Source organism: Rhizobium aethiopicum (assembly GCF_900094625.1).
Classification (GTDB): Bacteria; Pseudomonadota; Alphaproteobacteria; order Rhizobiales; family Rhizobiaceae; genus Rhizobium; species Rhizobium aethiopicum.
Map to the genome: position 1 here is coordinate 84841 of NZ_FMAJ01000015.1, position 24013 is coordinate 108853.

Consider the following 24013-nt stretch of genomic DNA (forward strand, 5'->3'; position numbering starts at 1 on the left):
AATGTAGACTGTTTTGCATCTTTCGAGAGCGTCTACTCGACGGCCATGCCAACAGGATAGTCTGCTCTAATACAGCAGCAATGGTTCTTACTACACCCGCACCTATTCCGGGCGAAACGCCTGAGAATCAACTCATGGCGGAGTGCCCGTTGCGGAAATGTGGGCAGTAGCCATCGATATTGAGCCGCGCGCTGATCGGGTCTCGCTCGCTGGGCGCGCTCCACCCGGGCGAAACTTTTTGCCGTGACAAAAGTTACTCAAACCCATCATGTCACCGAAGGCTTTCCCTTGACCAAAACGATGTTCGGCCCCGCATTCACCGAAGATGGCGTTCTGTTTCGGCTTTGGGCTCCTCTGCATGAAAACGTGTTTTTGAAAATCGAAGGCTCTGATTTGCGCCCGATGCAAGCGGTTGAAGATGGCTGGCATCGGTGCACGGTCGCGGACGCCGGTCCCGGTGTGCATTATCGCTTTGTCCTGCCGGACGGTCTTGAAATTCCCGACCCTGCCTCGCGATTCCAGCCGCGGGATGTGCATGGTCCGAGCGAGGTGGTCGACCTTGCCGCCTATCGCTGGCATGAGAGCCAATGGACTGGCCGGCCCTGGGAGGAGATGGTCATATACGAACTGCATGTCGGCTGCTTCACACCGCAGGGAACTTTCGAGGCCGCGATCGAGCGTCTCGACCATCTACGGGAGCTGGGCGTCACGGCGCTGCAGATCATGCCGCTCAGCGACTTCCCAGGGCGCTACAACTGGGGCTATGACGGCGTGCTTCCCTATGCGCCAGACAGCAGTTACGGCCGGCCGGAAGATCTGATGGCGCTGGTGGATGCGGCGCACGAGCGTGGCATCTCGGTCTTCCTCGACGCGGTCTACAATCATTTCGGGCCTGACGGGAACTATATGCCCTCCTATGCGCCGCTCTTTACCGATCATCACAAGACGGCCTGGGGCAACGGCATCAACTACGACAGCGACGGCTCTGAGATGATCCGCGAATTCATCATCGAGAACGCCATCTATTGGATCAGCCAGTTCAGGCTCGACGGTTTTCGCTTCGACGCCGTCCACGCCATCAAGGACGACAGCGCTGAGCATCTTCTTCACGCGCTTGCGCGCCGCGTCAGGGCTGCGGCTGGTGACCGGCATGTTCATCTGATCGTGGAGAACGAGGAGAATGACAGCGAACTGCTGAAGCGCGACGCAGATGGCAAGGCGAGGCTGTTCACGGCTCAATGGAACGACGACGTTCACCATGTGCTGCATGTTGCCGCCACGGGTGAAACCTTCGGCTACTATGCCGACTATGTCGGTGACGCCGGCAAGCTCGGCCGGGCGCTGGCGGAAGGCTTCGTGTTCCAGGGCGAGCACATGCCCTATCGCGGTGGAAGCCGGGGCAGTCCGAGCGGCCACCTGCCGCCCACCGCCTTCGTGTCCTTTATCCAAAACCATGACCAGATCGGCAATCGGGCGCTGGGGGACCGGATTATGGCTGCGAGCCCGACCGACGCCGTCAAGGCCATCACATCAATCTACCTGCTGGCACCGCAGATACCGATGCTGTTCATGGGCGAGGAATGGGGTGCGCGAGAGCCTTTTCCGTTTTTCTGCGATTTTGGCGAGGAGCTGAACGAGAAGGTCAGGCAGGGCAGGCGTAAGGAGCTTTCGCGCCTGCCGGGTTTCGATGCCGGCGAGCTTCTCGACCCGACGGCGCCAGCGACCTTTGCCGCTGCCAAGCTCGACTGGTCGAAACGCGCCTCATCGGAAATGCTTGAATTCTACAGGGTGCTTCTCGCCCTCCGGCATCAACGGATCGTGCCCCTGCTGAAAGGCGCCGGCGGCGGAAATGCGAGCTATCGTTCGGCGGGTGCAACGCTCGCGGTGGACTGGACCCTCGCTGGCGGCCGGCGCCTTTGTCTCGATGCCAATCTCGCCAGCGAGGCGGCGCCGCTTCTCGGGCGGCGCGACGAAGGTGAAACGATCTTCCGCCTCGGCGGCAGCGATGGAGGGCAATTGGCGGCCTGGACGGTGATCTGGAGCATCGCGAGAAGTGAGGGCCTAGCATGAAGGCGATCGGACGATGAGATCCGCCGAGCTCGACAAGCTCGCCCGGCGATACGGGATCAGCCCGACCAGGCCCAGCCCCGACGATCTCGAGGTGGCGATTTCCGCGGACACCAAGCGAAAACTACTCTCGGCTTTGGAAGTGGGGCTGTCAGGAACCGCACATCGCGAGAGCTTTGCACCGCGACCGGAGCGGGAGCCTGGGTTGGCGGACAAGGCGATTCCCAAGTCGTTTCTGCCGGATTTTCTTTTCAAAACACGGGTCTGGGGTATCAGCCTGCAGCTTTACGAGCTCCGGTCGGCGCGAAATTGGGGCATTGGAGATTTCGAGGATCTGTCCGATGTGGCTGACCTGGCCGGGAAGCTCGGGGCCGATTTCGTTGGCCTCAACCCGCTCCACGCACCGTTTCTTGCCGATCCCGGTCGCTGCAGCCCCTATGAGCCCTCGAGCCGTCAGCATCTCAACCCGCTCTATATCGCGGTCGACCGTTTGCCGGGTTTTGCCAGTAGTGCTGAGCTCGAACGACGATTGGAGAGACTTCGCCGGAGCGATCTCGTCGATTATGCCGGGGTTGCGAGGGCCAAGCTTGGAGCCCTGCGCGATCTCTGGCGCGCCTGGCTGCAGGGGGGTGTCGCCGATGAAACCTACGATCCTGTTGATTTCGATGCCTTCGTCGCTCAAGGCGGCGACAACTTGCGGCGACATGCGCTTTTCGAATGCCTTTCGCTTTCCATGGTGGAGCGTGGGAGGGGCGCCGGCTGGCACGGATGGCCGGTAGATTTCCGGCGCTTCGACAGCGCCGCCGTCGCCGAATTCGAGCATGGACATGCGGACGAGGTCCGCTTCCATATTTGGCTGCAGTGGCTCGCCCACCGGCAGCTGCTGCGGGCGGCGGACCGGGCGCGCCACGCCGGCCTGCGGATTGGACTTTATCTCGATCTCGCCGTCGGCGAGGCGGTCGACGGATCGGCGACATGGAGCGAACCCGATGTCTATATCTCGAAGGCGACGATCGGCAGCCCTCCCGATCCCTTCGCGATAGAGGGGCAGGACTGGCATCTTGCCGGATATCTGCCTTCTGCGATCGCTGCGGGAGACAGCTCGCCTTTCCGGCGCATGGTGAGCGCCGCCATGCGATACGCCGGTGCGATCCGCATCGATCACGCCCCGGCGCTCCGGCGCCTCTTTCTGGTGCCGCTCGGCAGCAGGCCGGATGGCGGCGCCTATGTCAGCTACCCCGAGCATCGACTTCTGCAGATCCTGGCCGAAACGTCCGCCGAGCATCGATGCCTGGTCATCGGCGAAGCGCTGGGAATGATCCCGCCGGATTTGCCTGACGAGTTGGCGGCGGCGCAGATCCTTTCGTATCGCATCCTCTCCTATGAGCAGGACGGGAAAGGCTTCAGGCCGCCGGATGCCTATCCCGTCTTCGGCCTGACCTGCATTTCGACCCACGACCACCAGACCCTTGCCGGCTGGTGGCGCAGCGCCGACATCCAGGATCGCCGCGATCACGGCATCGTGCCGCCCGACCTCACCGCAAAACATCTCGAATACCGCCGGCGCGAACGACGAAACCTCAAGGCGGCGCTCCGCGCGGCCGGCATCGAAGTGCCGGCCCGGCTCAGCGCCAGGGCAAGCCGGGAGACCTTAAGGGAGCTGACCGTCAGCGCCTACCGCTTCATCGCCCGGACCCCGTCGCTTCTCGTCGCGGTCCGGCTTGCCGATCTGACCGATGAGAAAAGGCCCACCAACATCCCGGGCACGAACAGCAGCTATCCGAACTGGAAGCCGAAGCTGTCGGTCTTCCTCCAGGGCCTGGCGTCGAACTCCCTGCTGGATCGCATTACGACGGCGATGCGGGAAGAAAGGCCACGAATTCAGTCGGCGAGGGAACGATCAGCACGCAGGCGGATTTTGGATATACACGGATAAGGACCGCCGAAATGAAAGCCAAAAAACCACTGGTCGAAGTCGCCGTAGAGACCGAGGAGGGACGGGTGCCGCTCGGCATCATGAACGCCAAGCAGGCACTGTCGCTTCCTGACGATCTCGATGTGAAAGTATCGCATCCCGATCATGAGCCAGGCAGAACCGACAAGTTCATTCCCAAGGACGAACTGCAGCGGCACCTGGACAGGTCGTAAGTCGAGCGGTCAAGCGAATTGAGTTTCGGGCCCGGAACCTCCGCGGGTCTGGGATGTTTGACTCGATGAACTTAAGGAGAAAATCATGGCACATGCCGACCGGAAACATATTGGCGCTGGCTCGAAGGGAAAGGGCGACGGAAGCGGCGCGATGACCAATCTCGACGAGGAACAGCTTCCCGAAAACATGGTCCTTTCGAACCGCGACAAGACCCAGCATTCCAAGGAGCGCGGTTTAGACGGCAAGGCGGTCCAGACCGAGCAATGTTCGGATCACAGCGCCAATCGCAAGCCAAAATGAGGACAAGGTGATGAGCAGCAGATTACCCCCCATCCCCGCCGACAACGTCAGCAACAAGGGAGTCCGCAAACCGGCGCAGACCAACGCAGAGGACGCCGCGATGACAAGCGGCAGCGAGAACCCTGAGAAAAAGGGTCAGCAAGGAAACACCAAAGTCAACACCACCCACCAAGGTTACCAGCAGGACAGGTAGGAGGCATCAATGTCCACCTCGAAGAAGAGCCCGTCAACCATTCGCCAGGGCGGTCCGGGCGCATCTCACGAAAATGCCAAGGCGCCGCTCGAGATACCGAAGCCGCCGGCCGAGCCGGATAGACGTCTGCGAAGCAAGGTTTCCGGCGGCGGTGGAGAACATGATCGCCACCACACCCACGATGCAAGAGAGAAGTGAAGGACAGACGAGCGGTGAAGCCTGATCAGCCACAGGCGAGAGGCCCATCGCTTCACATGCTTAACATGATGGAAACAGACAATGACGACCGCATTCATCCTTGTTGCATTGGCTCTCATCGTCATCTACGCCGGCCCGACGCTGCTTTATATCTGCGTCGGCTATGCTGACTATATGATCGAGCGGCGCCGACATTTGCTGGCTGTAAAACACGCCGTAAGGCGTCGAAGCGACGAGCTTTAGGCGTCCGCAACGGCGGGCCAGGATCACATTCATGCGTACGAGCCGATGTCTTCGGCCGTCATGGTTTCTTCGTCGTCATTGGCGCGCTCGTGATCGCTGGTCGTGAAGGATGCCGGCCCTTTCGGGTTGGTTGCCGGCATGTGCAATAAGCGCATAGAAGGCTGCACGAACGATCTCTTTCTTGGTAGCCTGCGGATGCGCTTTCATCACGGCCTTGATCAGCTGCTTCGGTGTGATATCGGCCCGCGTTTCCTTCAGGATGGCCTCGCCGAGCTCCTTCAGATCTTGTTCCTTCATCCGATTTCCCCCGAACCCTCGTCTCCGATTTCCTCGACATCATGATGCGGCAGAATGCGTTGCTTTACTTCCTCGGCCGCGACCGCGATGCCTCTGGCTGTCCCCGCCAGGGCAAGCTCAGCGGCGATGAGAGGGTGCTTGCGCGCGAGCTTGCCAAGCGCCTTGGCGGCAGCCGCCGCCTTGGCCTGAGACAATACGCCTTTACCCGCGCGTTTGCGCAAGAGGGTTTCCAGCTTTCGCTTCGAATGCTTTTTGGGCGGCGTCGCATCTAATGCACGGCGACGCCCTTCCGAGGGTTTTCTTCGGCCTGTTTCCTGACCTTCTTCGGAAGCGCCGAACTGGCGGCGTCACGCACGACATCGATGGCCGCGTCGGTTGCGCTATGAAACGCCTGGCCGACCAACTCGAGAGTCTTGGCACCCTTGCGCGTTCCCGATTTTGCGGCGCCGGCAATGTCGTCGCGATCCTCCACCAGCACGGCGGCGGCAGCGCCGGCGCCGGCGATCAGCGCCTTCCCCAGGATGTCGCGGCCTGTCGGGCTCGCCAGTAACGTTTTCAGTATGGAATTCTTCCGGATGCCCTTCGGCACCTTGTAGCCCGCAATCTTCTTCGGAATCTTTGTTTTGGCCATCGTACATCTCCTTTGGAGCGTGGAGAACGCAGGAAAGCGCACCCTGTTCCCAGTTTCGGTGGCACAGCTCGCGACAGCAGGATCGCTGGCAGCTTGCGGGCACCCCTGGTCTTTGCCGAAGCAAAGGACGAACAAACATTAGTGGATAGACTGCGAAGTCGGAGCGTTGATCTTCAGCAGATCCGGAGCGGGAAACATCTCGATCAATCCTGATGCGAGGTCGTCGACATCTGTCTTGCCGTCATTGAAGAGCTGGATGGCGGCGCTGCACAGGATCTGGCTGTCGTGTTCGCTGACGGCGACACCGAAATGACGATACCAGCTCATGACAGCCTTCGAGAGGCATTTGAAATCCTGCGGTAGTATCGGTCTGTAGAATATCGCCATGAACGCCCGCCACGATTGCCGCTCAATTTCATCGCTCTTCACTTGATCAAGATAATGGGGGCTCGGTTCGATACCAAGCCGCTTGTTTCCTTGGTGCGTTAGCGCACGGATCAGCCGTTCGGCCGACGTGCCAGGTCCCTTTCCATCAGGCCCGGACGCCGGCGGCAATGTCGGCCCGGATGAACCGCTGGCGCGCCAGCTCGGCACTTCCGCGTCGGTAAAGAGCATCGATGCAGCGCCGCTTCGCCTCGAAATAACCGCCGCCCCGAACGTTTGACCAGCGGTTGTTGCTGTTGGAGGGGGAACTCCTGTCTGGCGCCACCGAGCTCTGGAACAATGTCCGTCGCCTTGTGTTACTTGTGCGACAGGCGGATGCCGAAGCAGCCGGAGGAGTCGATGAGGCGGAGCATGGGATTGCAGCTGGTTCTCGCCATCGCGCTGACGGGCTGCACGACCGGCGCAGATAGCTACTCATCGGCGGGATTGGCGCCTGTTCCAGGTAGCATCACCTATGAGGGGCAGCCGCGCACGAAGTTGACGAAATCGCCCGTCGGTTCGTCCTTCCCGCATACCTTCACAGACCAATGGGGGCGGCAAGTCGAAGAAATCTACATTATCCGGCCCGACCGGAGCTTGCTGATCGCCGAGCGCCATTACCGACCGGTTTTCTCGCTGGACGACGACTAGGAAGGAGACATCATCATGCCGCGCCGCAAGAGCACTGAGACGACGACGCTCGACACCGAGGGAGCCAAGATCGGCGAGCCGGTTCCGAGAGCCATCATCGATATAAACACCGCCTCTGTCGGGGTGCCCCGCCAGGCCGAGCATGATCTGCGCACAGAATTGAGCGCTTTGCGGAAGCAAGTTGATACGCTGCAGCAGCAGGTCCTTAGCGCGGGGCGATCGGTGAAGAGCGGCGCCGGCAAGGCGGTTCGCCAGACCGAGGCTGTGGCGAAACATTATCCGCTTTCGACGTTCATCCTTGTAGCTGCTGCCTTCGCTGTGGTCGCGTTTACCTCACGTCATGTCTCCCCGCCGCGCCATCGCCGGCCAGCGGCCTTGCGAGAAATCAGGGATTTTTACGACAGGATGCGCGAGCGGATCTGACTGGGTTTTTCGATTGTCGGCATTCCGAATCTGGTCGACGCTCGCATGGTCGACATCCGGGCGCTGAGCGCGTGATCGAAGCGGCGAGAGAGCTGCTTGACAGGGATGACCTTGATGAGGTCGAGGCATATAAACTCGATCATGAGATCGAACGGCTGAGGCTGCGTTTTTGAAGTGGATGAGGCAGTCGGGTCGCTCGTGCGCACGCTCCAACACTGGCCGCAGGCCGCTCGGGGCCAGGGTTTACAGACCACATTGCACTGATTGCGTGACTTTCACCGCGTCGTTGGCTTACCTAAGTAACTGCTACTGAAGTGTTTTATAGCGCGCAACTGCGTGTCACGCCGATGTCACGCGACCATGGAAGCAATATATGCTTGAGTGGGTCGCTCAGCGCTTTTCGATTTCGGGGCCGGGGTGCGCTGAGGAATGAGGGACAGGGCGTTATTATCGTTGGGGCAGCGCGATGACTTTGAGGACCTCCGGGCAGACATCTGAGCCCGATGAATTCGTATTTCCGGTTCACACCCGGACGATCGCGAAGATACGCTATGATATTCGCGGTCAAGTCATGACGGTCGTCTATCACGACGGTCGATCGCTTGTGACAACCGGCATACAGGGCCCGGCGATGCTGAGGATCCTCGCCCAGCGGCCGCTGGAGCGTTCCCCGTTTCTGCTGCAGACGGTCATCTGATCGAGAAAATCGGCGCATGCGCAGTTAAATCGTCTTCATGATGCATCCATTTCGGAGGAGCTGCGTTCATCCTCGAAAGCCCGACCGTGGAGGGAACGCCGATGAGTTTTCCATCGCCAAAAACCGAAGCTCCCGCTCAGCGCTTCGAAGAAGCGAGCGCTGCCGCGCGCGAGGCTTTGGAGAGGCTGATTGCCGCCGCCAATGAAGCCGGATGGGGAACCGAGGAAATCTCGGTCGCATTCCTTGAGGCGGCGCGATTTTTGAAGGAAGCCAACAGGAAAGATCCCGATCCTGCCGACGATCCCATCATTAGCGACGTGCCGGGCAAGCGGGAGCAGATTGGCCACGGCGAGCTTTTCGATTAGACATCGCCCGGTCCGCTTTAATCACATCCCGGTGAGAAGCCAAGCTCATTACCAAGCCTTGCGACCGAGCTGCGTATTGCGAGGCTCCTGCTGACCCGCAGCCGTTCAACGGCAAGGGGAACCGCCAGGGTATGAGACGATGGGCCGTGAGATGGGCTCGCCGCCGCGTCGGCGACGATCGGGTGGCGATGCAGTGCCCGGCGACGGATCAATTAGAGCCATCAGGCGTTCTGCCGAAAGGAAACAACGGGAGACGCATCATGTTCAAGGATCAGGGCGCCGCCTTCGGCCCGGAGAAGAACCGCGGCGATGCCGGCGCTTCAGTGCCGAATGGCGAAGAGCCGACCATCAATCCGGATCTCATTCGGCGGGAAGGGTTCGCGAGCGAGGCCGAATACCGGGCCTATTTCGCCACGGTGGATAGGGATGTTTCGGCTCCAGATCGTGTCGAGGAGCCGGTGCGGATTTCCGAGGAGCACGTTCTGGAAAGCCGGTTGCAGGAACTGCGTTGGGAAGTCGAAAACCTTCGGGCTCGCCTTCATGAAATCAGACATCAGGCCGCGACCGTCGTGACCGAAAACGTACGGTGGGCCGATTCCAGCGCCCACGCACAGCTCGGCGATCAACCCTGGCTGAAGCTCGCCGGCGCGATGGCCGGTGCATTCGTCATCACCAGGGGCCTCAGGCGCTTGCCTTGGGGAGCCGTGGCGACGACGGCGCTCCCCTTGGCCGTCGCTGCGATGAATCGAAAACTCGCCCGGCGGTGATAGCTGCGAGTGCGGTTCTTGAGATCGCACGCCGGTTTCGTCACCATGGAACCAACGCCATCATCTCGCCGAAGTGTTCGTGGCATCCTATCGTTTTGAAGGAGAGGCGACCATGGTCAGACATGACGACCGCTACGTAGAGATTACCGCGCGTCTTCGCTCGGTGCGCTCGTTCTGCGACTTCCTCTCGCAAGGCGGAACAGTTCGTGTCGCTTCGTCGGATGGCGGACCATACAAGGATGTTACCGCGGTGCTGTTGGAGCGGAACCGCAGGGAGGCGGAAGCACTCGCCCGCACGCGCAGGCACCTCTATCCCGATCTCGCCGACGAAGAGGTGGCGCCGCCGCTCTATAGCCATCACTGATCCATCCGCGCTCGTCGTGAGATTGCGACGGTGACGGGAATCCGTCTCAGCAGCGCCAATGCGGCGTGCGTCCGCTTCATCCAGTTGGAACGGATCGATCAGCTACAGGAGCGTTCTGCCGCCGCGGAGCGGTGGGCGAGATCGTGGAGCTTGCTGGATGGCCACTCAAGCGCAGGCGAGTGATCAGGAGAAACTGATTTCTGCAATGAGAGGGAGGTGGTCCGAGGCGACCCTCGTCAGCCGGGTTTCCAGGACCGCCGCCCGTTTGACGATAAGGTCGTCGGTGACAAAGATATGGTCGAGACGCATCAGTGGATAACGGGAGGGGAATGTCGCTTTCGGCGTCGCATTGCCTGCGAGCTGGGCGTCGGTCAATGACCGCGTGGCAAGCCGGTAGGTCGCCGATGACGGAATGGCGTTGAAATCGCCGCAGAGAATGCTTGGAACCGGTTCGTCCGAAGAGCCGTGCAGCCACCCGGAATTCAAGAGCGTCGTCATCTGCCGAATACGCTCGCGCCCTCGAAGGCCCAGATGTGTATTAACTACCAGCAGCTTCCTGCCGCCAACCAATATTTCGACGGACAACGCCCCTCTGGCTTCGCCGATGGACGGCAGCGGGCCGGCTTTGACCCTGCCGGTTGGCAACGCGGTGATAATCGCATCGCCATATTGCTCCTCGGCAATCGAGAGCGCCGGGTGAAAATGAGCCTGCATCTTTAGAAGCGAGGCGATCGCATGGGCCTGGTCGACGCCGCCGGTCCTACGCCTGAGGACGTCGACCTCCTGCAGTGCGATAATATCGGCTTCAGCCTCGGCAATGACGGAAGCGATCCGCCCGGGGTCGAGTTTCCGGTCGGTGCCGATGCAGCTATGCACATTATAGGTCAGGAGTTTGATCGATTTATCCGGCATAGGCCCACTGAAGCTGATCTCCCCTCGAGAGGCAGGACTCGTTCTCCCGGAGGGAACACAGAACTCTTTTGATCGTTCCAGATGATCGAGCCGTGGCGCTCACCTCGGAAACGGACAATCGATGAGTCTGAAACGCATACTCCTGAATGGGCTGCTCGTTGCCGCACTTTGTATCGCGGGCTTTCTTCTCTATCGGATCTTCCGCCAGTACAGCATGGAGCAGATCGTCCAATCGGTCCGCAGCATACCTTTTGCAACCTTCTGCACCGCACTTCTCTTTGCGGCAGCGTCCTATCTGTGCCTGAGCTGTTTCGACTTCCTGGCGATCCGTTCTCTCGGAAAATCCTTGCCTTACCGGAAGGTCCTGCTCGCCTCTTTCATCAGCCTGTCGCTCGGCCACAATATCGGATTTGCGGGGCTGAGCAGCGGCGCCTTCCGCTATCGCTTCTATTTCCGCTGGGGGCTGACGACGGAGGACGTGGCGAAGATTATCCTGTTTTGCGGCGTCACCGTCGGGCTCGGCCTTATCACACTCAGTGGCATTGCGCTGGTCGTCAATCCGGATGATGCCGCGCGGCTGCTGCAACTCGATGCGGCCAGAACCCGGCTCTTCGGCCTGTCGGCGCTGCTCGTTCCGGTCGTCTATGCAAGCCTCGCGTTCTTCATTCGCGGTAAGTTGCGGCTGTGGCGCTGGTCGTTTCAGCTGCCTCGGTTTCCGTTTGCGGTTGCCCAAGTCGGGGTAGGCACAATCAACTTCACGCTGGTTTCCGCTTGTTTGCACCAGATGCTGTCTGTCTTCGGCGACCTCGCCTTCTTCAGGTCGGTCACGGCCTATGTGCTCGCTAATTCGGCAATCCTCGCAACGCATATTCCAGGGGGGCTCGGTGTGCTGGAGGCAACCGTTTCCTATGTCGTGCCGCAGCAGGCATCGATCGGGGCGTTGATTGCCTTCCGCTGCGCGTATTTCTTCATTCCGCTGGCACTCGGCGTGACGCTTCTCCTTGTCAGCGAAATCGTCTTCCGACGATCACGCCGCGCGGACGAAGAGGCGGACGAGCGCGCCGAGGCCCAGTCGGTGTAGGGGCAGGAAAGGCCGAGCCGGGTCGAAGATCGCGGTGCCGGTGATCGGCGAGATGCTGCCGGACAGCGCGACGGCGAATTCCCTGAGACCCCGCGGCCTGTCATTCAGCGCGTCGACCGCTGCGATGACTGAGCCGCTTTGTGCATAGGCCGCGGCAAAGGTCTCGGGAGCCACTCCGAGATATTCCGCCAGCAGGCGATTGCGCAGGTCGGCGATTGCGTGACGATGCTCGCCGTTTTCAGCTTCGAACAGCAGATCGCATTCTGAATCAAGCCCTTCCGAGCGATTGTTAAGATTGGAAGAGCCGATGCGAACCAGCTCGTCGTCGGCGATCATCAGTTTGGAATGGATCAGCACCTCGACCTCGTTGTCCGCCTGCAATGGCGACCCAGGCTTTTTTCGCCCGGGCACGACGGGATAGTAGACCCGCAGGCGGTCGGCGCGATCGGCGCGTTTGAGGCGGCGGATGACACGGTCGCGATTGCTGCCCATGACGAGCTTTTCGATCAGCCCGTGAGAGCTGCGCGTGCAGATGGCGACGACCTCCGGTCCGTCTTCCTCTTGCAACCGAGCGGCGATGGCGTCGGCGACGCGGAAGGAGGCTAGATATTGGGCCTCGATATAGAGATGACGCCGGGCGCGGGCGATGATGTCAAGGGTTGAGGCAATGCCGTCGCCGATTCCGGGGCGCCAGGTGGTGGCTGGCTCAGTCAGGGCGAAAGCGACAGGGATCTCCCGCAGCGAGACCGAAAGATCGTCCGGCCAGGCGAAGGGCATGCTCGCGGCAAGCGGCAGATGCTTTTCGCCGGTGGCGTTTTCCCAGCGCCGCCTGGCAATGTCACCGATCAGCCGGGCGGCATCACCCGTCACCATCGCCTGCACGTCGTGCAGCGGATCGTAGGGGGTCCCCTCGGGGTCGCGCCGCAGCCTGTCCTTGGGGCGATGCCGCCTGGTATCCCATCGCCGCGACGTCAGGTCTATGCCGCCGATAAAGGCGACCGCGTCATCGATGCAGACGAGTTTTTGATGATGACAGCCGCGGATCGCGCCCTGTAGGTCGAAACGCAGATCGATCCTGGCATTCCTGGGGAAATTCTTCTTCCGAAGCAGATCAATCGATTTGTCCGAATAAATCGGCCCGAGCGCCCAAATAAGGATGCGTATTTCAAGCTCGGGGTTTTCCGCTGCCAGCGCATGCAGCAGGTCGGCCAAGGTTTCTTCAGACTTTTCAGGCTCCATCCGAATATTAGGGTGGAAGTCCCATCCAACGATCCACACGCTGCGGCGGGCCTGTCGCAAAGCCCGCGAGACTTCTGCAAAATATTTGTTGCCATTGATCAAGAAAGCGGCTTTTTCCGCGCGTCCATGCAGCCGCAATGCCGTGCTTCCCTCTTTTTCGTCGCTTGGATGTTGCGCTTTTGTTCGTGTCAGGTACGGTTGATTGGATATGCTTTCGAATGCGGTCATGTTTGCCTCGGCCGTTTGACTGAAAGCAAACGCCTGGAATTTCACAGGGTTCCCGATCGATCAGCGCTCCGGCGTCCTGTGTGCACGATATAAGGAAACAGGATGTCACAACGAGCAGGCAGCGCCGACCTTCCCCTTCACGGGGGACGCGTGCCGCATTGGCTCGGCGACCGGATGACGCGGCTGGGAACGCTGATCACCGAGGCAATCATCCATCACTACGGTCGCGACGAATTCCTGCGCCGGCTCGCCCACCCTTTCTGGTTCCAGTCCTTCGGCGCGGTCATGGGCATGGACTGGCATTCCTCCGGGATCACGACCAGCGTTCTCGGTGCGCTGAAGCGAGGGCTGAAGCCGCGCGCTGGCGAACTGGGCCTGCATGTCTGCGGCGGCCGAGGCACGCATTCGCGCAAGACCCCGCAGGAGCTCGTTTCGATCGGCGAACGCGTCGGCCTCGACGGGGAGGGGCTGGCGACGACGAGCCGCCTCATCGCCAAGGTCGACAGCGCCGCGCTTCAGGATGGCTTCGACCTTTATCTCCACGGCTTCATCGTCGCCGATGACGGTCATTGGGTGGTGGTGCAGCAGGGCATGAACGGCGACCGGCGGCAGGCCCGGCGCTATCACTGGCTCTCCGAAGGGCTGGAAAGCTTCGTCGACTCGCCGCATGCGGCAATCGAAGGCAGGAGCCAGGGTGAGATCGTCAATCTCGCCGATAAACGCGCCGAGCGCTCGCGGCGTGGCCAGCTCGACCTTCTGGCAACGCTGGGCCCCGACCGGATCGTTCGAGAAGCCGCGGCACTGCTGCGCGCCGAAGAGCCGGCGCCCGAACCCGCCGAACAGCCGCTGCTGCCGCATCTCATCATGCCCGCCCATCACGATGTGCGGGAGAGCGACGTGAACATGCGCCGCCTGCACGGAAATCTGGCTGCCGCGGTTGACCGCGGGCCGACGGATTTCCAGGAACTGCTGCTCGTTCCCGGCGTCGGCGCCCGGACGGTGAAGGCGCTGGCGATGGTGGCTGAGGTCGTGCACGGCGCGCCCTGTCGTTTTTCCGATCCGGCGCGCTTCTCCATCGCGCACGGCGGCAAGGACCGCCATCCGTTCCCGGTGCCGCTCAAGGTCTATGACGAGACGATCGGGGTGATGAAGTCGGCCGTGCGCAAGGGCAAGCTCGGACGTGAGGAGGAGTTGCAGGCGCTGAAGCGCCTGGACGAGCAATCCCGGCAGATGGAGCGCTACGTCACCGGCCCCGACCTCAAGGAGATCATCGCCGGCGAATTTCGCCAATCCGCCGATTTCGGCGGCCGCAGCGTCTTCGGCTGGGAGCCGCCTGCGGCGGCTGACGATTAGCTTTCAATGGCCGTCGGGCGGGACGGCTTCGGCCGGAACCGTGTCCTTCAGGTTCTTCCGGTGGAAGATGAAAAGGCCGGCAAAGACGATGATTGCGGCGCCGATCACGATCTGGGTGTCGGGAATATCATTGAAGAAGATGTAGCCCAGCACGATCGCCCAGAGCAGCAGCGTATATTGCAGCGGCGCCAGCAGCGATGCCGGCGCGAGCTTGAGCGAGCGGGTGATCAGCAGATGCGCGCAGGTGGCGACGATGCCGAGCAGCAGCATGCCGGCCCAATCGACGGATGTTGCCGGCTGCCAGTTGCCGATGCTGAGTATGATGCCTGTCAGGAGTGCGGCGACCGTCTGCCAGGTTACCAGCGTCGTGTCGCTGGTCGAGCGCAGGTACCGGCTCATCACCAGTGACAGCGCAAAGGAAAAGCTGCCGGCGAGGCCGAAGAGCGACGGAAGCGACAGCATCGCCGTCGACGGACGCAGCGCGATGACGACGCCGGCGAAGCCGACCAGAACGGCGAGCCAACGGCGCCAGCCGATCTTTTCCCCGAGAAAGAAATGCGAGAGCGCCGCAATGTAGATCGGCCCGGCCATGTAGAAGGTCATGACGTCGGCGAGCGGCAGATAGGCGACGGCGGCGTAGAAAAGCGCGACATCGGCCGTCGCCATGACGACCCGCATGCAGTGCAAGCCTTTCTGCTCGACGCGGAAGAGGGCCAGCGGCCCTTGCCGTAGGATCATCGGCCCGAGCACGATGAAGGCGCCCACCGAACGGATCACCAATACCTGACCGACGGCGAAGCTCGCCATCAACCACTTGCCCATAGCATCGTTGAGCGCAAACAGGAGATCGCCAAGCAGCATCAGCACAACGCCCGTCACGATCAGGTTTCCGGCATTGGCAGCGGCCGTGGTGGTCTTCATCTCTCGCATCCTTAAAAAAAACGGCCGCGCATGCGCGGCCAAGTGCGGCTTCGGTCTTAACGCCGCCGATGTCAAGCGCACCAGGCGACGCCTTGAGATCTGAAATATATTTCATTGTATGAATTATATTGACATATGTTTGCTGTTGCGATTAGCTCTCCATACCGGACTTCGAGGAGGAACTCCGGTCTTCAATGGATCATCGGCAGCCGCTCGGCCGCCGCCGGATATTTGGGAGGGGCTTCGGCCTCGAGGAGGAAACTTGCGCAAATTTCTAACCACGACCGCATTGGCAGTCCTTGCATCGACACTTTTCGCCGGCGGAGCCAGCGCGGGGACGGAAAACCCGTTCCGCTGCAAGCCGGGTGAGAAATACGTCATGAATGTCATGGTTTCGGGTGTCGAATATTGGTTCCCGGTCTATGAAATGTTCAAACAGGCCGGTCAGCAGCTCGGTTGCGAGACCGCCTATACCGGCACGCCGGAATATGACGTCAACAAGCAGATCGCCACCTTCGATCAGGCGCTGGCCCAGAACCCGGCTGGCATCCTCGTTCATCCGATGAACTCCGACCCGTTCATCGAACCGATCAATCGGGCTATCGACCAGGGCACGGCGGTCGTCACCTTTGCGGCCGACGCACCGCTTTCCAAGCGCATCTCATTCGTCACGTCGGACAATACCCGCGAAGGGACCTATGCCGCCGACGCGATTGCCGAAAAGATGGGCGGCAAGGGTGAATATGCGGTTCTTGAAAATCCCGGCCAGGACAATCACGACAAGCGTATCGCCGCCTTCATCGCCCGCATGGAGGAAAAATATCCGGACATGAAGCTGGTCGGCCGCGCGGCGTCCAACCAGGACCCGAACAAGGCCTATCAGGGCCTGATGAGCCTGGTGCAGGCCCATCCGAACCTTGGCGCCGTCTTCATGCCGGAGGCGAATTCGGCAATCGGCGCTGCCCAGGCCAATAAGGAAAGCGGCGGCAAGATCCTCGTCATGTGCGCCGACGTCAACGCCAATATTCTCGACATGATTAAGGCAGGCGAGGTGTTCGGCTCGATCAATCCGAACCAGGGCATGCAGGGTTACATGGGCTTCATGCTCCTGTGGCTTGCCAAACATCCGGAGCTGATCGATCCGATGAATGACGCCAAGCGCGTCGGCTTCAACCCAATGAGTATTCCCTTCGTCGACAACGGACTGTCGATCGTCACGGCCAGCAATGCCGATGACTTCTATTGGGACAAGTATCTGAAGCGGCGGGGCACCAAAGGCATCGAGGAGTAGGTCTTTGTGCCGGCTGTCCGGGGCAGGAAACTCCGGACAGCTACCGTGAGCGTGAGGAGGAGAGGATGATGGCGTCGGTGCCGGTTCTGGAAATCCGCAATGTCAGCAAGCACTTCGGTGCGGTGAAGGCGTTGACGGATGTGAGCTTCAGCCTGGAAAAAGGCGAGATTCATGCGCTTTGCGGCGAAAACGGCGCGGGCAAATCGACGCTGATGAACATCATTGCCGGCGTGCTGCAGCCGAGCGGGGGAGCCATTCTCGTCGATGGCGTGCCGGTCAAGGTGACGTCGCCTGCCGCGGCGCAGGCGCTTGGGATCGGGCTGGTGCACCAGGAAATCGCGCTCTGCCCTGATGCGACTGTGGCCGAGAACATGTTCATGGCCGCCACCAACCGCCGCCGCTCGCCTCTCATGAATTACCGCAGGCTGGAGCGCAATGCGCAGCTAGTGATGAATCGTCTCGCCCCGATCGACGTGCGACGTAGAGTCGGCGACTTGCCGATATCCAGCCAGCAGCTTGTCGAGATTGCCAAGGCACTGACGCTCGATTGTCGCGTTCTGATCTTCGACGAACCGACGGCGGCATTGACCGAAGCAGAAGCCCAGATCCTCTTCGGAATCGTTCGTGACCTCAAGGCGCAGGGCATTTCGATCATCTATATCAGCCACCGCATGGCCGAAATCTTCAGCCTGTGCGACCGCGTCACGGTATTTCGTGATGGCCGCTATGTCTCGACGGAGAAGGTGGCGGGCCTGACCCCGGACGATGTGGTGCGCCGCATGGTCGGACGCGAGATTACCCAGCTCTATCCGGAAAAGCAGGCGCCGGCGGAGCGGACCGGCGAGCTCATTTTGAGCGTCCGCGGTCTCGGCGACGGCAGCCGCTTCGAGGATGTAAATTTCGAACTGCGCAAGGGTGAAATTCTTGGTGTCGGCGGGCTGATCGGCTCGGGTCGCACCGAGATAGCCGAAGGCATTTGCGGGTTGCGGCCGGTGATCGCCGGCGAGGTGGAGCTGCACGGAGAGCGGCTGCGAGCACGTTCCTATGCGCAGGCCGCACAGGCGGGCATCGTCTACCTGTCGGAAGACCGGAAAGGCTCCGGCATTTTCCTGGATCTCTCCATTGCTCGCAACATTGCGGTTCTCGATCTGAAATCGCTGACCGGACCGCTTGGACTGTTAAATTCCGCGGCCGAAGCGGATCGTGCCCGCACCCTGGCCCGGCAGCTCGGCGTGCGGATGGGCGGCATCGATATGCGGGTTTCGTCGCTGTCGGGCGGAAACCAGCAAAAGGTGGCGATTGCCAAGCAGTTGGCGGTCAATCCCAGGGTCATTCTGATGGACGAGCCGACCCGCGGCATCGATGTCGGCGCGAAGTCAGAAATCCACCGGCTGCTGCGCGATCTGGCGCGCTCCGGCATCGGCATCGTCGTCATCTCGTCAGAACTGCCGGAACTTCTCGGTCTGTGCGACCGGGTGCTGGTCATCCACGAAGGCACGGTTGCCGGCGAGGTGGAGGGCGAGACGATGACGGAAGAAGCGATCATGCGGCTCGCGTCGGGTGTCGGCCGCCACGGTAAGTCAGGGGCATCAGAGCATGCCGCGTAGAGAAAAAGCAGGGGCAGGAGACAAGGTCATGGCGGACGCTACGTTGGCAACGGCACTTCATTCACGCATACCCGGCTGGAAGCGGCTGGGGACGATGCGCGAGGCGGGACTGATCGCTATCATCCTGGCGCTCTGCGTCGCGATGAGCTTTGCCTCGCCGCATTTCCTGACGCTCGGCAACTTCCGGGCCATGCTGATGTCGTTCTCGGTGGAGGGGATCGTCGTCGTCGGCATGACTATCCTGTTGATCGTCGGCGGCATCGACCTGTCGGTCGGTTCCGTCGTCTGTTTCTCAATGGTGCTGTCGGGTTCCCTGTTCCTGATGGGCCTCGATCCGTGGAGCGCATCTTTGATCGGGATCATCGCCAGTGGCCTGATCGGCTGCGCCATGGGCTTCTTCGTCACGGTCGTGGGGCTCAATCACTTCATTACTTCGCTTGCGGCGATGGTGATCGTGCGTGGCATCTGCCTGATCATTACCAAGGGCACGCCGCTGTCGCTGTTCACCTTGCCGCCCTCGTTCAAAGCGGTCGGGCAGGGCACGTTCTACGGTGTCCCCTATGTGATCCTGATTTTTGTTGCGGTCGTCATGCTGTTCGATTTCCTGCTGCGCCGGGCAACCGCCTTCCGCAAGGTGTTCTACACCGGCAGCAACGAGAAGGCCGCGCTCTATTCCGGTATAAAGACCAGGCAGGTGAAGTTCTGGGTGACGGTGCTCTGTGCCACGCTGTCCGGTGTCGCCGGGACGATCTACATGTCACGCTTCGGTGCCGCGACGCCGACCTTCGGTGTCGGCATGGAGCTCAACATCATCGCAGCCGCGGTGATTGGCGGTGCGTCGCTGAACGGCGGCTCCGGAACGATTTTCGGAGCAATCCTCGGCATCGCCCTGCTGTCGGTCGTCACAAGCTCGTTGATCTTGCTCAACGTGTCCGTCTATTGGCAAGACATGATCAAAGGCTGCATTCTGCTGACCGCCGTTTCGATCGACCATTTCCTGCACAAGCGGAAGGCTGCCTGATATGCCGATAGCCAAGCTCAAACCCGCAAACGCGCCGCGCGAGGAAATCGTCGTCGCCCGGCAAATGCACCAGGCTCTGGTCCTGCATTTTCTCGAGGGACTGACACAGGCCCAGATTGCCGATCAGCTCGGCATCTCGCACGCCACCGTCAACCGCCTGATCAAGCGCGGCCGCCAGCTCGGTCTGGTCGAGATCAAGATCAAATCGCCGGTCGAGCCGCTGGTCGATATGGAAGAACAGCTGCAGGCGCTTGGCGGCATCGGCCGCGCCGTGGTGGTGCCGACAGTATCGGACAATCCGCAAACGGCGCTTCAAGCCGTCGGCGAAGCCGCAGCACGATTGCTGCTGGAAGAGATCACTGACGGCGATACGATCTGCATTACCGGTGGTAAGGGCGTGAGTGCCGTTGTTGCCGGGCTGCAGCCGCCGCGTCGTTTTGATGTCCAGGTCATTCCGGCGACGGGCTGCGTGCAGGGGAAGCACTATACCGACGTCAATCATGTCTCGACCCTGATGGCGGACCGGCTCGGAGGTCATTCCTATCAGATCCATGCGCCTCTCTTTGCCGACGATGCCGAGCAGCGGGCGATGCTGATCAACATGCGTTCCGTCGCAGACGTATTCAAACGGGCGCGCGAGGCGAAGGTGGCAATGGTCGGCATAGGCTCGATCCTGTCGGACGATTCGAGCTACTACGACCTGCATCCGTCCTCCAGCACCGACCGCGCCGCGATCGAGCGGTCCGGCGCTTCCTGCGAATTGCTGGCGCATCTGCTCGATGATCATGGTCAAGTCTGCGACTACAGCCTCAACCGCTCGCTGGTGTCGCTGACGCTGCCGGAATTCGCTTCGATCCCTACCAAGATCGGTGTGGCGAGCGGACCGAACAAGGCCGGCCCGATCCTCAGCGTCCTGCGCGGCAATCATCTGGATACGCTGGTGACCGACGAAGCGACGGGTGCGCGGGTGTTGGCGCTGGCAAGTGGCGAAGGAAAATGGGCATGAGTGGACAGCAATTGACACGGGAGATCGGCAAATCCGGCGTTTCCGCCTCGGCAGTCGGCCTCGGCACCTGGGCGATCGGCGGCTGGATGTGGGGTGGGACCGATGAACAGCAATCCATCGCCGCGATCCGGGCGTCGCTCGACGCCGGGGTGACGCTGATCGACACGGCGCCGGCCTACGGGCTTGGACGTGCCGAGGAGATTGTCGGCAAGGCACTCGCTGGACGCCGCGAAAAGGCTGTGGTCGCGACCAAATGCGGCCTTGTCTGGCATACGCAGAAGGGCCGTCATTTCTTCGACCAGGACGGCAAGCCGGTCCACCGTTATCTCGGCCGCGATGCCATCCTGCACGAGGTCGAGGAAAGCCTGACGCGGCTTGGAACCGACTATATCGATCTCTACATCACCCATTGGCAGGATCCGACGACGCCGGTCGATGAAACGATGCGGGCGCTGGAGGATCTGCGCACATCAGGCAAGATCCGGGCGATCGGGGCGAGCAATGTCAGCCGCCACGAGCTCGCTGCCTATATCGCGGCCGGTGGCCTCGATGCGATCCAGGAGCGGTTCAGCATGATCGACCGCGAGATCGAGGCGGAGCTTTTGCCGCTGACCAAGGCCAACTCTATCGCGACTCTGAGCTATTCGTCGCTGGCGCTGGGATTGCTGGCCGGCACTATCGGTCCGGACCGCGTGTTTTCCGGTGATGATCAGCGCAAGGACAGCCCACGATTTTCGGTCGGCAACCGCCAGAAGGCGACGGCCTTTGCCGACGCCATCCGGCCGGTTGCCGAAAAACACAGCGCCAGCATCGCGCAGATCGTGATTGCCTGGACACTGGCGCAACCCGGCATCACCTTTGCACTCTGCGGGGCGCGCAACCCGGCACAGGCGCTCGACAATGCCCGGGCCGGCACCATCCGGCTGGACGCCGTCGATCTTGCCGCTATCGAGGCGGGCATAGCGGCGAGACTGACTGATATGGATAGGTAGCGGACGCCATCATGAAGCGTGAAGAGATATTGGACGGGCTTCGCCAGAGCCCGAACGTGGACGTGTGCGTTATCGGCGGCGGCATAAACGGCATCAGCGTCTTTCGGGAGCTGGCGCTGCAGGGGCTGAAAGTACTGCTCGTCGAGAAGCACGACTATTGCTCCGGTGCCAGTTCGGCGCTGTCGCGCATGGTCCATGGTGGGCTGCGCTATCTTGAAAACGGCGAATTCAAGCTGGTGCAGGAATCGCTGGTCGAGCGGGATCGGCTGTTGCGCAACGCACCCCACTATATAGCGCCGCTGCCGACGACAGTGCCGGTGTTCGATATTTTTTCCGGCCTCGCCAACGGTGTCGTCCGCTTCCTGGGTCTTAGCCGTCGTCCGAGCCGCCGCGGCGCTGTCGCCGTCAAAGCCGGACTCAGCATCTATGATTTCCTGACGCGCAAGCGGGCACTGATGCCGCGCCACCAGTTTCGCGGCCGGCGAACGACGCTTAGCAAGTGGCCGGCGCTCAACCCCGATATCAAAAGTTCCGCCACCTATTTCGACGCCTGGGTCAGCCATCCGGAGCGATTGGGCATCGAGCTTCTGCAGGACGGTCTTGCGACAGAGTCCGGGTCGGTGGCGCTGAACTACGCCGAACTGCGACGGGCGGAGGGCGGCGGGTATCGCCTCGCGGACCGGATCGGCGGCGCATCCCTTGCCCTCGAACCGGCGCTGATCGTCAATGCCACCGGCGGCTGGATCGACATCGCCAATCAGACCCTGCTTTCGCCGGAAGCGCGGCCGGAACCGCTGATCGGCGGCACCAAAGGCTCGCATCTGATCATCGACAATGCGGACCTGCGCGACGCGCTTGCCGGTCACATGATCTATTACGAGAACGAGGACGGGCGGATCTGCATCCTCTTTCCTTATCTGGGCAAGGTTCTCGTCGGCTCCACCGATATCCGCGTCGATGATCCGGCAACAGTACGCTGTGAGGCGGATGAACGTGATTATATCCTGCAATCGCTTGCCTTCGTACTGCCTGGCATTGCCATCCAGCGGGAGCAAATCGTTTTCCAGTTTTCCGGCGTACGACCGCTGCCGGCCAGTACCGACAGTTTTACGGGACGCATCCCGCGCGATCATTTCTGCACGGTGCTGGAGCAGGCCGAGGGTGATCCGCCGGTGCTCTGCATGATCGGCGGCAAGTGGACGACATTCCGGTCATTCGGTGCGCTTGCCGCAGAGATGACACTGGGGCGGCTCGGCAGAAAGCGCCGGATCGAAACCTCAGAGCGCCCGATCGGCGGCGGCCGGAAATATCCATCCGACAAGGCCCGGTGGTCGGTGACGCTGGCCCAAAGAACCGGAATTTCCAGCGAACGGGCCGCCGAGCTTTTTGACCGCTATGGTACGGAGGCCGAGAAAATCGCGGTGTTGATTGCGGCCGGGCCAGACGTGGCGATGCCGAAGCCCGGCTATTCCGTGCGGGAGCTCCAGTTCCTGATCCGGAATGAAGCAGCCGAGCATCTTGACGATCTGCTGTTGCGGCGCACGACGTTGGCCGTCTCCGGCGAGCTTTCGCTCGACATGATGGATGCCGTGCTCGACGTGCTGGCTCAGGAAAAGCGCTGGACCATGGAGCAGCGCGCCAGCGAGCGCGACCGTTTTCTCACCCTTCTCAGCGAACGCCATGGCGTCGACGAAGACATGCTTTCCGCAAGGAACGAACCAAGGAGCACAAAATGCGATACAACAGCAAGGTCCGGATGAATAGGCTGTTCGGCGGCGGCCGCTGCCTCGACGTGGCGATCGATCACGGCGTCTGCAACGAGCCGTCTTTCCTCAACGGGCTCGAGGACATCGAGGCCGTCGTCAAGGCGCTGGTCTGCGCCAGGCCGGACGCCATCCAGATGAATTACGGCCAGGCGGACCTGCTGCAGGACGTGCAAGGCAAGGACAAGCCGGCACTGGTGATGCGCATCGACATGGGCAATCCCTATAACCGGATCCGCCACCGCGACATGTGGGCCGTGCTGCAGAACGAGACTGAGCCGCTCATCGGCGCCATTGAGATGGACGCGGCGTGTGTCGTCGTCAACCTGTTCATGCTGCCGGACGAGCCCGACCTGTTCCGCCAGTGCGTACAGAATATTTCCCGTGTTCGCGCCGATTGCGACAAATATGGCATGCCGCTGATGATCGAGCCGCTGGTGATGCAGCCGGTAAGCGAAAAGGGCGGCTACATGGTCGATGGCGATGCCGACAAGATCGTCACACTGACGCGGCTTGCCCGCGAAATGGGCGCCGATATCGTCAAGGCGGATCCTACCGATAACGCCGAAGACTTTCACAGGGTGGTGGAAGCAGCGCGCTGCCCGGTTCTGGTGCGCGGCGGCGGCAAGGAAGATCTGAGCGCAGTCTTCGACAAATCTGCGGCCTTGATGCGGCAGGGCGCAATGGGCATGGTTTACGGGCGCAACATCTATCAGCATGCCAATCCGAGCGCGGTGGTGCGCGGTCTGATGGCCATCGTGCATGATGACGCGAGCGGTGAACAGGCCTCAGCACTCTACCACCAAGGCTGAACTTCGCGTTTCGAACCTT

General features: G+C 61.3%; 29 protein-coding genes. 22 read left to right on the forward strand and 7 right to left on the reverse strand.

Going from position 1 to position 24013, the window contains the following annotated elements; translation table 11 throughout:
- Positions 1-288: 288 nt before the first annotated feature.
- From treZ to GA0061105_RS32960, 7 genes are all read left to right on the forward strand, one after another.
- Entirely contained in the window at positions 289-2070 is a 1782-nt protein-coding gene (treZ, locus tag GA0061105_RS25350) for a malto-oligosyltrehalose trehalohydrolase (protein WP_092753684.1), read from the forward strand.
- Between the two features lie 13 nt (positions 2071-2083).
- Complete coding sequence (gene malQ / locus GA0061105_RS25355; RefSeq protein ID WP_092753686.1) at positions 2084-4003, forward strand: 4-alpha-glucanotransferase; 1920 nt, start codon at positions 2084-2086, stop codon at positions 4001-4003.
- 11 nt (positions 4004-4014) lie between these two features.
- A complete protein-coding gene (locus GA0061105_RS25360; RefSeq protein ID WP_092753688.1) occupies positions 4015-4215 on the forward strand; it encodes a hypothetical protein in 201 nt (66 codons plus the stop codon).
- Positions 4216-4300: 85 nt separating this feature from the next.
- Positions 4301-4516, forward strand: a complete 216-nt coding sequence (locus GA0061105_RS25365) for a hypothetical protein (protein WP_092753690.1) — start codon at positions 4301-4303, stop codon at positions 4514-4516.
- Between the two features lie 10 nt (positions 4517-4526).
- Entirely contained in the window at positions 4527-4709 is a 183-nt protein-coding gene (locus GA0061105_RS25370) for a hypothetical protein (protein ID WP_064693060.1), read from the forward strand.
- A gap of 9 nt (positions 4710-4718) precedes the next feature.
- On the forward strand, positions 4719-4907 hold the full coding sequence (locus tag GA0061105_RS25375; protein ID WP_064693059.1) for a hypothetical protein: 189 nt from the start codon (positions 4719-4721) through the stop codon (positions 4905-4907).
- An 81-nt stretch (positions 4908-4988) separates the two neighbouring features.
- Positions 4989-5150: a hypothetical protein gene (locus tag GA0061105_RS32960; RefSeq protein WP_167358580.1), complete on the forward strand. Its 162-nt coding sequence runs from the start codon at positions 4989-4991 to the stop codon at positions 5148-5150.
- Positions 5151-5225: 75 nt separating this feature from the next.
- Here GA0061105_RS32960 and GA0061105_RS25380 read toward each other — a convergent pair whose 3' ends face one another.
- The 4 genes from GA0061105_RS25380 to GA0061105_RS25395 all read right to left on the reverse strand — a co-directional run bounded on the left by GA0061105_RS25380 (position 5226) and on the right by GA0061105_RS25395 (position 6405).
- Positions 5226-5447, reverse strand: coding sequence for a hypothetical protein (locus GA0061105_RS25380; RefSeq protein ID WP_092753692.1), 222 nt, complete (start codon positions 5445-5447; stop codon positions 5226-5228).
- Positions 5444-5668 carry a hypothetical protein gene (locus GA0061105_RS25385; RefSeq protein ID WP_141130228.1) on the reverse strand — a complete coding sequence of 75 codons (225 nt, stop codon included), beginning with the start codon at positions 5666-5668 and terminating at the stop codon, positions 5444-5446. The genes GA0061105_RS25380 and GA0061105_RS25385 overlap by 4 nt, the downstream gene beginning before the upstream one ends.
- A gap of 47 nt (positions 5669-5715) precedes the next feature.
- Positions 5716-6078, reverse strand: a complete 363-nt coding sequence (locus tag GA0061105_RS25390) for a hypothetical protein (protein ID WP_064693056.1) — start codon at positions 6076-6078, stop codon at positions 5716-5718.
- A gap of 138 nt (positions 6079-6216) precedes the next feature.
- The gene (locus GA0061105_RS25395; RefSeq protein ID WP_208601703.1) at positions 6217-6405 is read right to left on the reverse strand and encodes a hypothetical protein; all 189 of its coding nucleotides are present in this window, start codon (positions 6403-6405) and stop codon (positions 6217-6219) included.
- A 456-nt stretch (positions 6406-6861) separates the two neighbouring features.
- On the opposite strand from GA0061105_RS25395, the gene GA0061105_RS25405 reads away from it, so the two are divergent.
- From GA0061105_RS25405 to GA0061105_RS25435, 6 genes are all read left to right on the forward strand, one after another.
- Entirely contained in the window at positions 6862-7152 is a 291-nt protein-coding gene (locus GA0061105_RS25405) for a hypothetical protein (RefSeq protein WP_092753768.1), read from the forward strand.
- Positions 7153-7167: 15 nt separating this feature from the next.
- Positions 7168-7575, forward strand: coding sequence for a hypothetical protein (locus GA0061105_RS25410; RefSeq protein WP_092753694.1), 408 nt, complete (start codon positions 7168-7170; stop codon positions 7573-7575).
- 466 nt (positions 7576-8041) lie between these two features.
- Complete coding sequence (locus GA0061105_RS25420; RefSeq protein WP_064693052.1) at positions 8042-8272, forward strand: hypothetical protein; 231 nt, start codon at positions 8042-8044, stop codon at positions 8270-8272.
- Positions 8273-8373: 101 nt separating this feature from the next.
- A complete protein-coding gene (locus GA0061105_RS25425; protein ID WP_064693051.1) occupies positions 8374-8637 on the forward strand; it encodes a hypothetical protein in 264 nt (87 codons plus the stop codon).
- Between the two features lie 260 nt (positions 8638-8897).
- The gene (locus tag GA0061105_RS25430) at positions 8898-9404 is read left to right on the forward strand and encodes a hypothetical protein (protein WP_092753696.1); all 507 of its coding nucleotides are present in this window, start codon (positions 8898-8900) and stop codon (positions 9402-9404) included.
- A gap of 112 nt (positions 9405-9516) precedes the next feature.
- Positions 9517-9768, forward strand: coding sequence for a hypothetical protein (locus GA0061105_RS25435; RefSeq protein WP_064693050.1), 252 nt, complete (start codon positions 9517-9519; stop codon positions 9766-9768).
- Between the two features lie 183 nt (positions 9769-9951).
- On the opposite strand, the gene GA0061105_RS25440 is transcribed toward GA0061105_RS25435, so the two are convergent.
- Positions 9952-10680 (reverse strand): endonuclease/exonuclease/phosphatase family protein, encoded by a 729-nt coding sequence (locus GA0061105_RS25440; RefSeq protein ID WP_092753698.1) that lies wholly within the window; start codon positions 10678-10680, stop codon positions 9952-9954.
- A 121-nt stretch (positions 10681-10801) separates the two neighbouring features.
- Here GA0061105_RS25440 and GA0061105_RS25445 point away from each other — a divergent pair, with 121 nt between their 5' ends.
- The gene (locus GA0061105_RS25445) at positions 10802-11761 is read left to right on the forward strand and encodes a lysylphosphatidylglycerol synthase domain-containing protein (protein ID WP_092753700.1); all 960 of its coding nucleotides are present in this window, start codon (positions 10802-10804) and stop codon (positions 11759-11761) included.
- On the opposite strand, the gene GA0061105_RS25450 is transcribed toward GA0061105_RS25445, so the two are convergent.
- Positions 11708-13228, reverse strand: a complete 1521-nt coding sequence (locus GA0061105_RS25450) for a phospholipase D-like domain-containing protein (RefSeq protein ID WP_092753770.1) — start codon at positions 13226-13228, stop codon at positions 11708-11710. The two genes, GA0061105_RS25445 and GA0061105_RS25450, sit on opposite strands and share 54 nt — an antisense overlap.
- 102 nt (positions 13229-13330) lie before the next feature.
- Here GA0061105_RS25450 and GA0061105_RS25455 point away from each other — a divergent pair, with 102 nt between their 5' ends.
- Positions 13331-14581: a DUF763 domain-containing protein gene (locus GA0061105_RS25455; RefSeq protein ID WP_092753702.1), complete on the forward strand. Its 1251-nt coding sequence runs from the start codon at positions 13331-13333 to the stop codon at positions 14579-14581.
- A 3-nt stretch (positions 14582-14584) separates the two neighbouring features.
- On the opposite strand, the gene GA0061105_RS25460 is transcribed toward GA0061105_RS25455, so the two are convergent.
- The gene (locus GA0061105_RS25460) at positions 14585-15502 is read right to left on the reverse strand and encodes a DMT family transporter (protein ID WP_092753704.1); all 918 of its coding nucleotides are present in this window, start codon (positions 15500-15502) and stop codon (positions 14585-14587) included.
- A gap of 262 nt (positions 15503-15764) precedes the next feature.
- Between GA0061105_RS25460 and GA0061105_RS25465 the strand changes: the two genes are divergently transcribed.
- From GA0061105_RS25465 to GA0061105_RS25495, 7 genes are all read left to right on the forward strand, one after another.
- Positions 15765-16793: a substrate-binding domain-containing protein gene (locus GA0061105_RS25465; RefSeq protein ID WP_064709575.1), complete on the forward strand. Its 1029-nt coding sequence runs from the start codon at positions 15765-15767 to the stop codon at positions 16791-16793.
- 68 nt (positions 16794-16861) lie between these two features.
- On the forward strand, positions 16862-18400 hold the full coding sequence (locus tag GA0061105_RS25470) for a sugar ABC transporter ATP-binding protein (protein WP_092753772.1): 1539 nt from the start codon (positions 16862-16864) through the stop codon (positions 18398-18400).
- A 28-nt stretch (positions 18401-18428) separates the two neighbouring features.
- Positions 18429-19421, forward strand: a complete 993-nt coding sequence (locus tag GA0061105_RS25475; RefSeq protein ID WP_092753706.1) for an ABC transporter permease — start codon at positions 18429-18431, stop codon at positions 19419-19421.
- A gap of 1 nt (position 19422) precedes the next feature.
- A complete protein-coding gene (locus GA0061105_RS25480) occupies positions 19423-20427 on the forward strand; it encodes a sugar-binding transcriptional regulator (protein WP_064693044.1) in 1005 nt (334 codons plus the stop codon).
- Positions 20424-21419, forward strand: a complete 996-nt coding sequence (locus GA0061105_RS25485) for an aldo/keto reductase (protein WP_092753708.1) — start codon at positions 20424-20426, stop codon at positions 21417-21419. The genes GA0061105_RS25480 and GA0061105_RS25485 overlap by 4 nt, the downstream gene beginning before the upstream one ends.
- 11 nt (positions 21420-21430) lie before the next feature.
- Positions 21431-23179: a glycerol-3-phosphate dehydrogenase/oxidase gene (locus GA0061105_RS25490; RefSeq protein ID WP_092753710.1), complete on the forward strand. Its 1749-nt coding sequence runs from the start codon at positions 21431-21433 to the stop codon at positions 23177-23179.
- A complete protein-coding gene (locus GA0061105_RS25495) occupies positions 23152-23994 on the forward strand; it encodes a class I fructose-bisphosphate aldolase (protein ID WP_064693041.1) in 843 nt (280 codons plus the stop codon). Before GA0061105_RS25490 ends, GA0061105_RS25495 begins: the two co-directional genes overlap by 28 nt.
- Positions 23995-24013: the final 19 nt, after the last annotated feature.

What these genes read in the sequence shown, in the direction of transcription:
- GA0061105_RS32960 (WP_167358580.1), top strand. Translation starts at nt 4,989, where the DNA reads ATGACGACCGCATTCATCCTTGTTGCATTGGCTCTCATCGTCATCTAC.
- GA0061105_RS25425 (WP_064693051.1), top strand. Translation starts at nt 8,374, where the DNA reads ATGAGTTTTCCATCGCCAAAAACCGAAGCTCCCGCTCAGCGCTTCGAA.
- GA0061105_RS25405 (WP_092753768.1), top strand. Translation starts at nt 6,862, where the DNA reads ATGAGGCGGAGCATGGGATTGCAGCTGGTTCTCGCCATCGCGCTGACG.
- GA0061105_RS25420 (WP_064693052.1), top strand. Translation starts at nt 8,042, where the DNA reads ATGACTTTGAGGACCTCCGGGCAGACATCTGAGCCCGATGAATTCGTA.
- GA0061105_RS25410 (WP_092753694.1), top strand. Translation starts at nt 7,168, where the DNA reads ATGCCGCGCCGCAAGAGCACTGAGACGACGACGCTCGACACCGAGGGA.
- GA0061105_RS25480 (WP_064693044.1), top strand. Translation starts at nt 19,423, where the DNA reads ATGCCGATAGCCAAGCTCAAACCCGCAAACGCGCCGCGCGAGGAAATC.
- GA0061105_RS25495 (WP_064693041.1), top strand. Translation starts at nt 23,152, where the DNA reads ATGCGATACAACAGCAAGGTCCGGATGAATAGGCTGTTCGGCGGCGGC.
- GA0061105_RS25380 (WP_092753692.1), bottom strand. Translation starts at nt 5,447, where the DNA reads ATGAAGGAACAAGATCTGAAGGAGCTCGGCGAGGCCATCCTGAAGGAA.
- GA0061105_RS25475 (WP_092753706.1), top strand. Translation starts at nt 18,429, where the DNA reads ATGGCGGACGCTACGTTGGCAACGGCACTTCATTCACGCATACCCGGC.
- GA0061105_RS25460 (WP_092753704.1), bottom strand. Translation starts at nt 15,502, where the DNA reads ATGAAGACCACCACGGCCGCTGCCAATGCCGGAAACCTGATCGTGACG.
- GA0061105_RS25370 (WP_064693060.1), top strand. Translation starts at nt 4,527, where the DNA reads ATGAGCAGCAGATTACCCCCCATCCCCGCCGACAACGTCAGCAACAAG.
- GA0061105_RS25390 (WP_064693056.1), bottom strand. Translation starts at nt 6,078, where the DNA reads ATGGCCAAAACAAAGATTCCGAAGAAGATTGCGGGCTACAAGGTGCCG.
- GA0061105_RS25440 (WP_092753698.1), bottom strand. Translation starts at nt 10,680, where the DNA reads ATGCCGGATAAATCGATCAAACTCCTGACCTATAATGTGCATAGCTGC.
- GA0061105_RS25365 (WP_092753690.1), top strand. Translation starts at nt 4,301, where the DNA reads ATGGCACATGCCGACCGGAAACATATTGGCGCTGGCTCGAAGGGAAAG.
- GA0061105_RS25360 (WP_092753688.1), top strand. Translation starts at nt 4,015, where the DNA reads ATGAAAGCCAAAAAACCACTGGTCGAAGTCGCCGTAGAGACCGAGGAG.
- GA0061105_RS25430 (WP_092753696.1), top strand. Translation starts at nt 8,898, where the DNA reads ATGTTCAAGGATCAGGGCGCCGCCTTCGGCCCGGAGAAGAACCGCGGC.
- GA0061105_RS25395 (WP_208601703.1), bottom strand. Translation starts at nt 6,405, where the DNA reads ATGAGCTGGTATCGTCATTTCGGTGTCGCCGTCAGCGAACACGACAGC.
- GA0061105_RS25445 (WP_092753700.1), top strand. Translation starts at nt 10,802, where the DNA reads ATGAGTCTGAAACGCATACTCCTGAATGGGCTGCTCGTTGCCGCACTT.
- GA0061105_RS25455 (WP_092753702.1), top strand. Translation starts at nt 13,331, where the DNA reads ATGTCACAACGAGCAGGCAGCGCCGACCTTCCCCTTCACGGGGGACGC.
- GA0061105_RS25435 (WP_064693050.1), top strand. Translation starts at nt 9,517, where the DNA reads ATGGTCAGACATGACGACCGCTACGTAGAGATTACCGCGCGTCTTCGC.
- malQ (WP_092753686.1), top strand. Translation starts at nt 2,084, where the DNA reads ATGAGATCCGCCGAGCTCGACAAGCTCGCCCGGCGATACGGGATCAGC.
- GA0061105_RS25485 (WP_092753708.1), top strand. Translation starts at nt 20,424, where the DNA reads ATGAGTGGACAGCAATTGACACGGGAGATCGGCAAATCCGGCGTTTCC.
- GA0061105_RS25375 (WP_064693059.1), top strand. Translation starts at nt 4,719, where the DNA reads ATGTCCACCTCGAAGAAGAGCCCGTCAACCATTCGCCAGGGCGGTCCG.
- GA0061105_RS25470 (WP_092753772.1), top strand. Translation starts at nt 16,862, where the DNA reads ATGGCGTCGGTGCCGGTTCTGGAAATCCGCAATGTCAGCAAGCACTTC.
- GA0061105_RS25490 (WP_092753710.1), top strand. Translation starts at nt 21,431, where the DNA reads ATGAAGCGTGAAGAGATATTGGACGGGCTTCGCCAGAGCCCGAACGTG.
- GA0061105_RS25450 (WP_092753770.1), bottom strand. Translation starts at nt 13,228, where the DNA reads ATGACCGCATTCGAAAGCATATCCAATCAACCGTACCTGACACGAACA.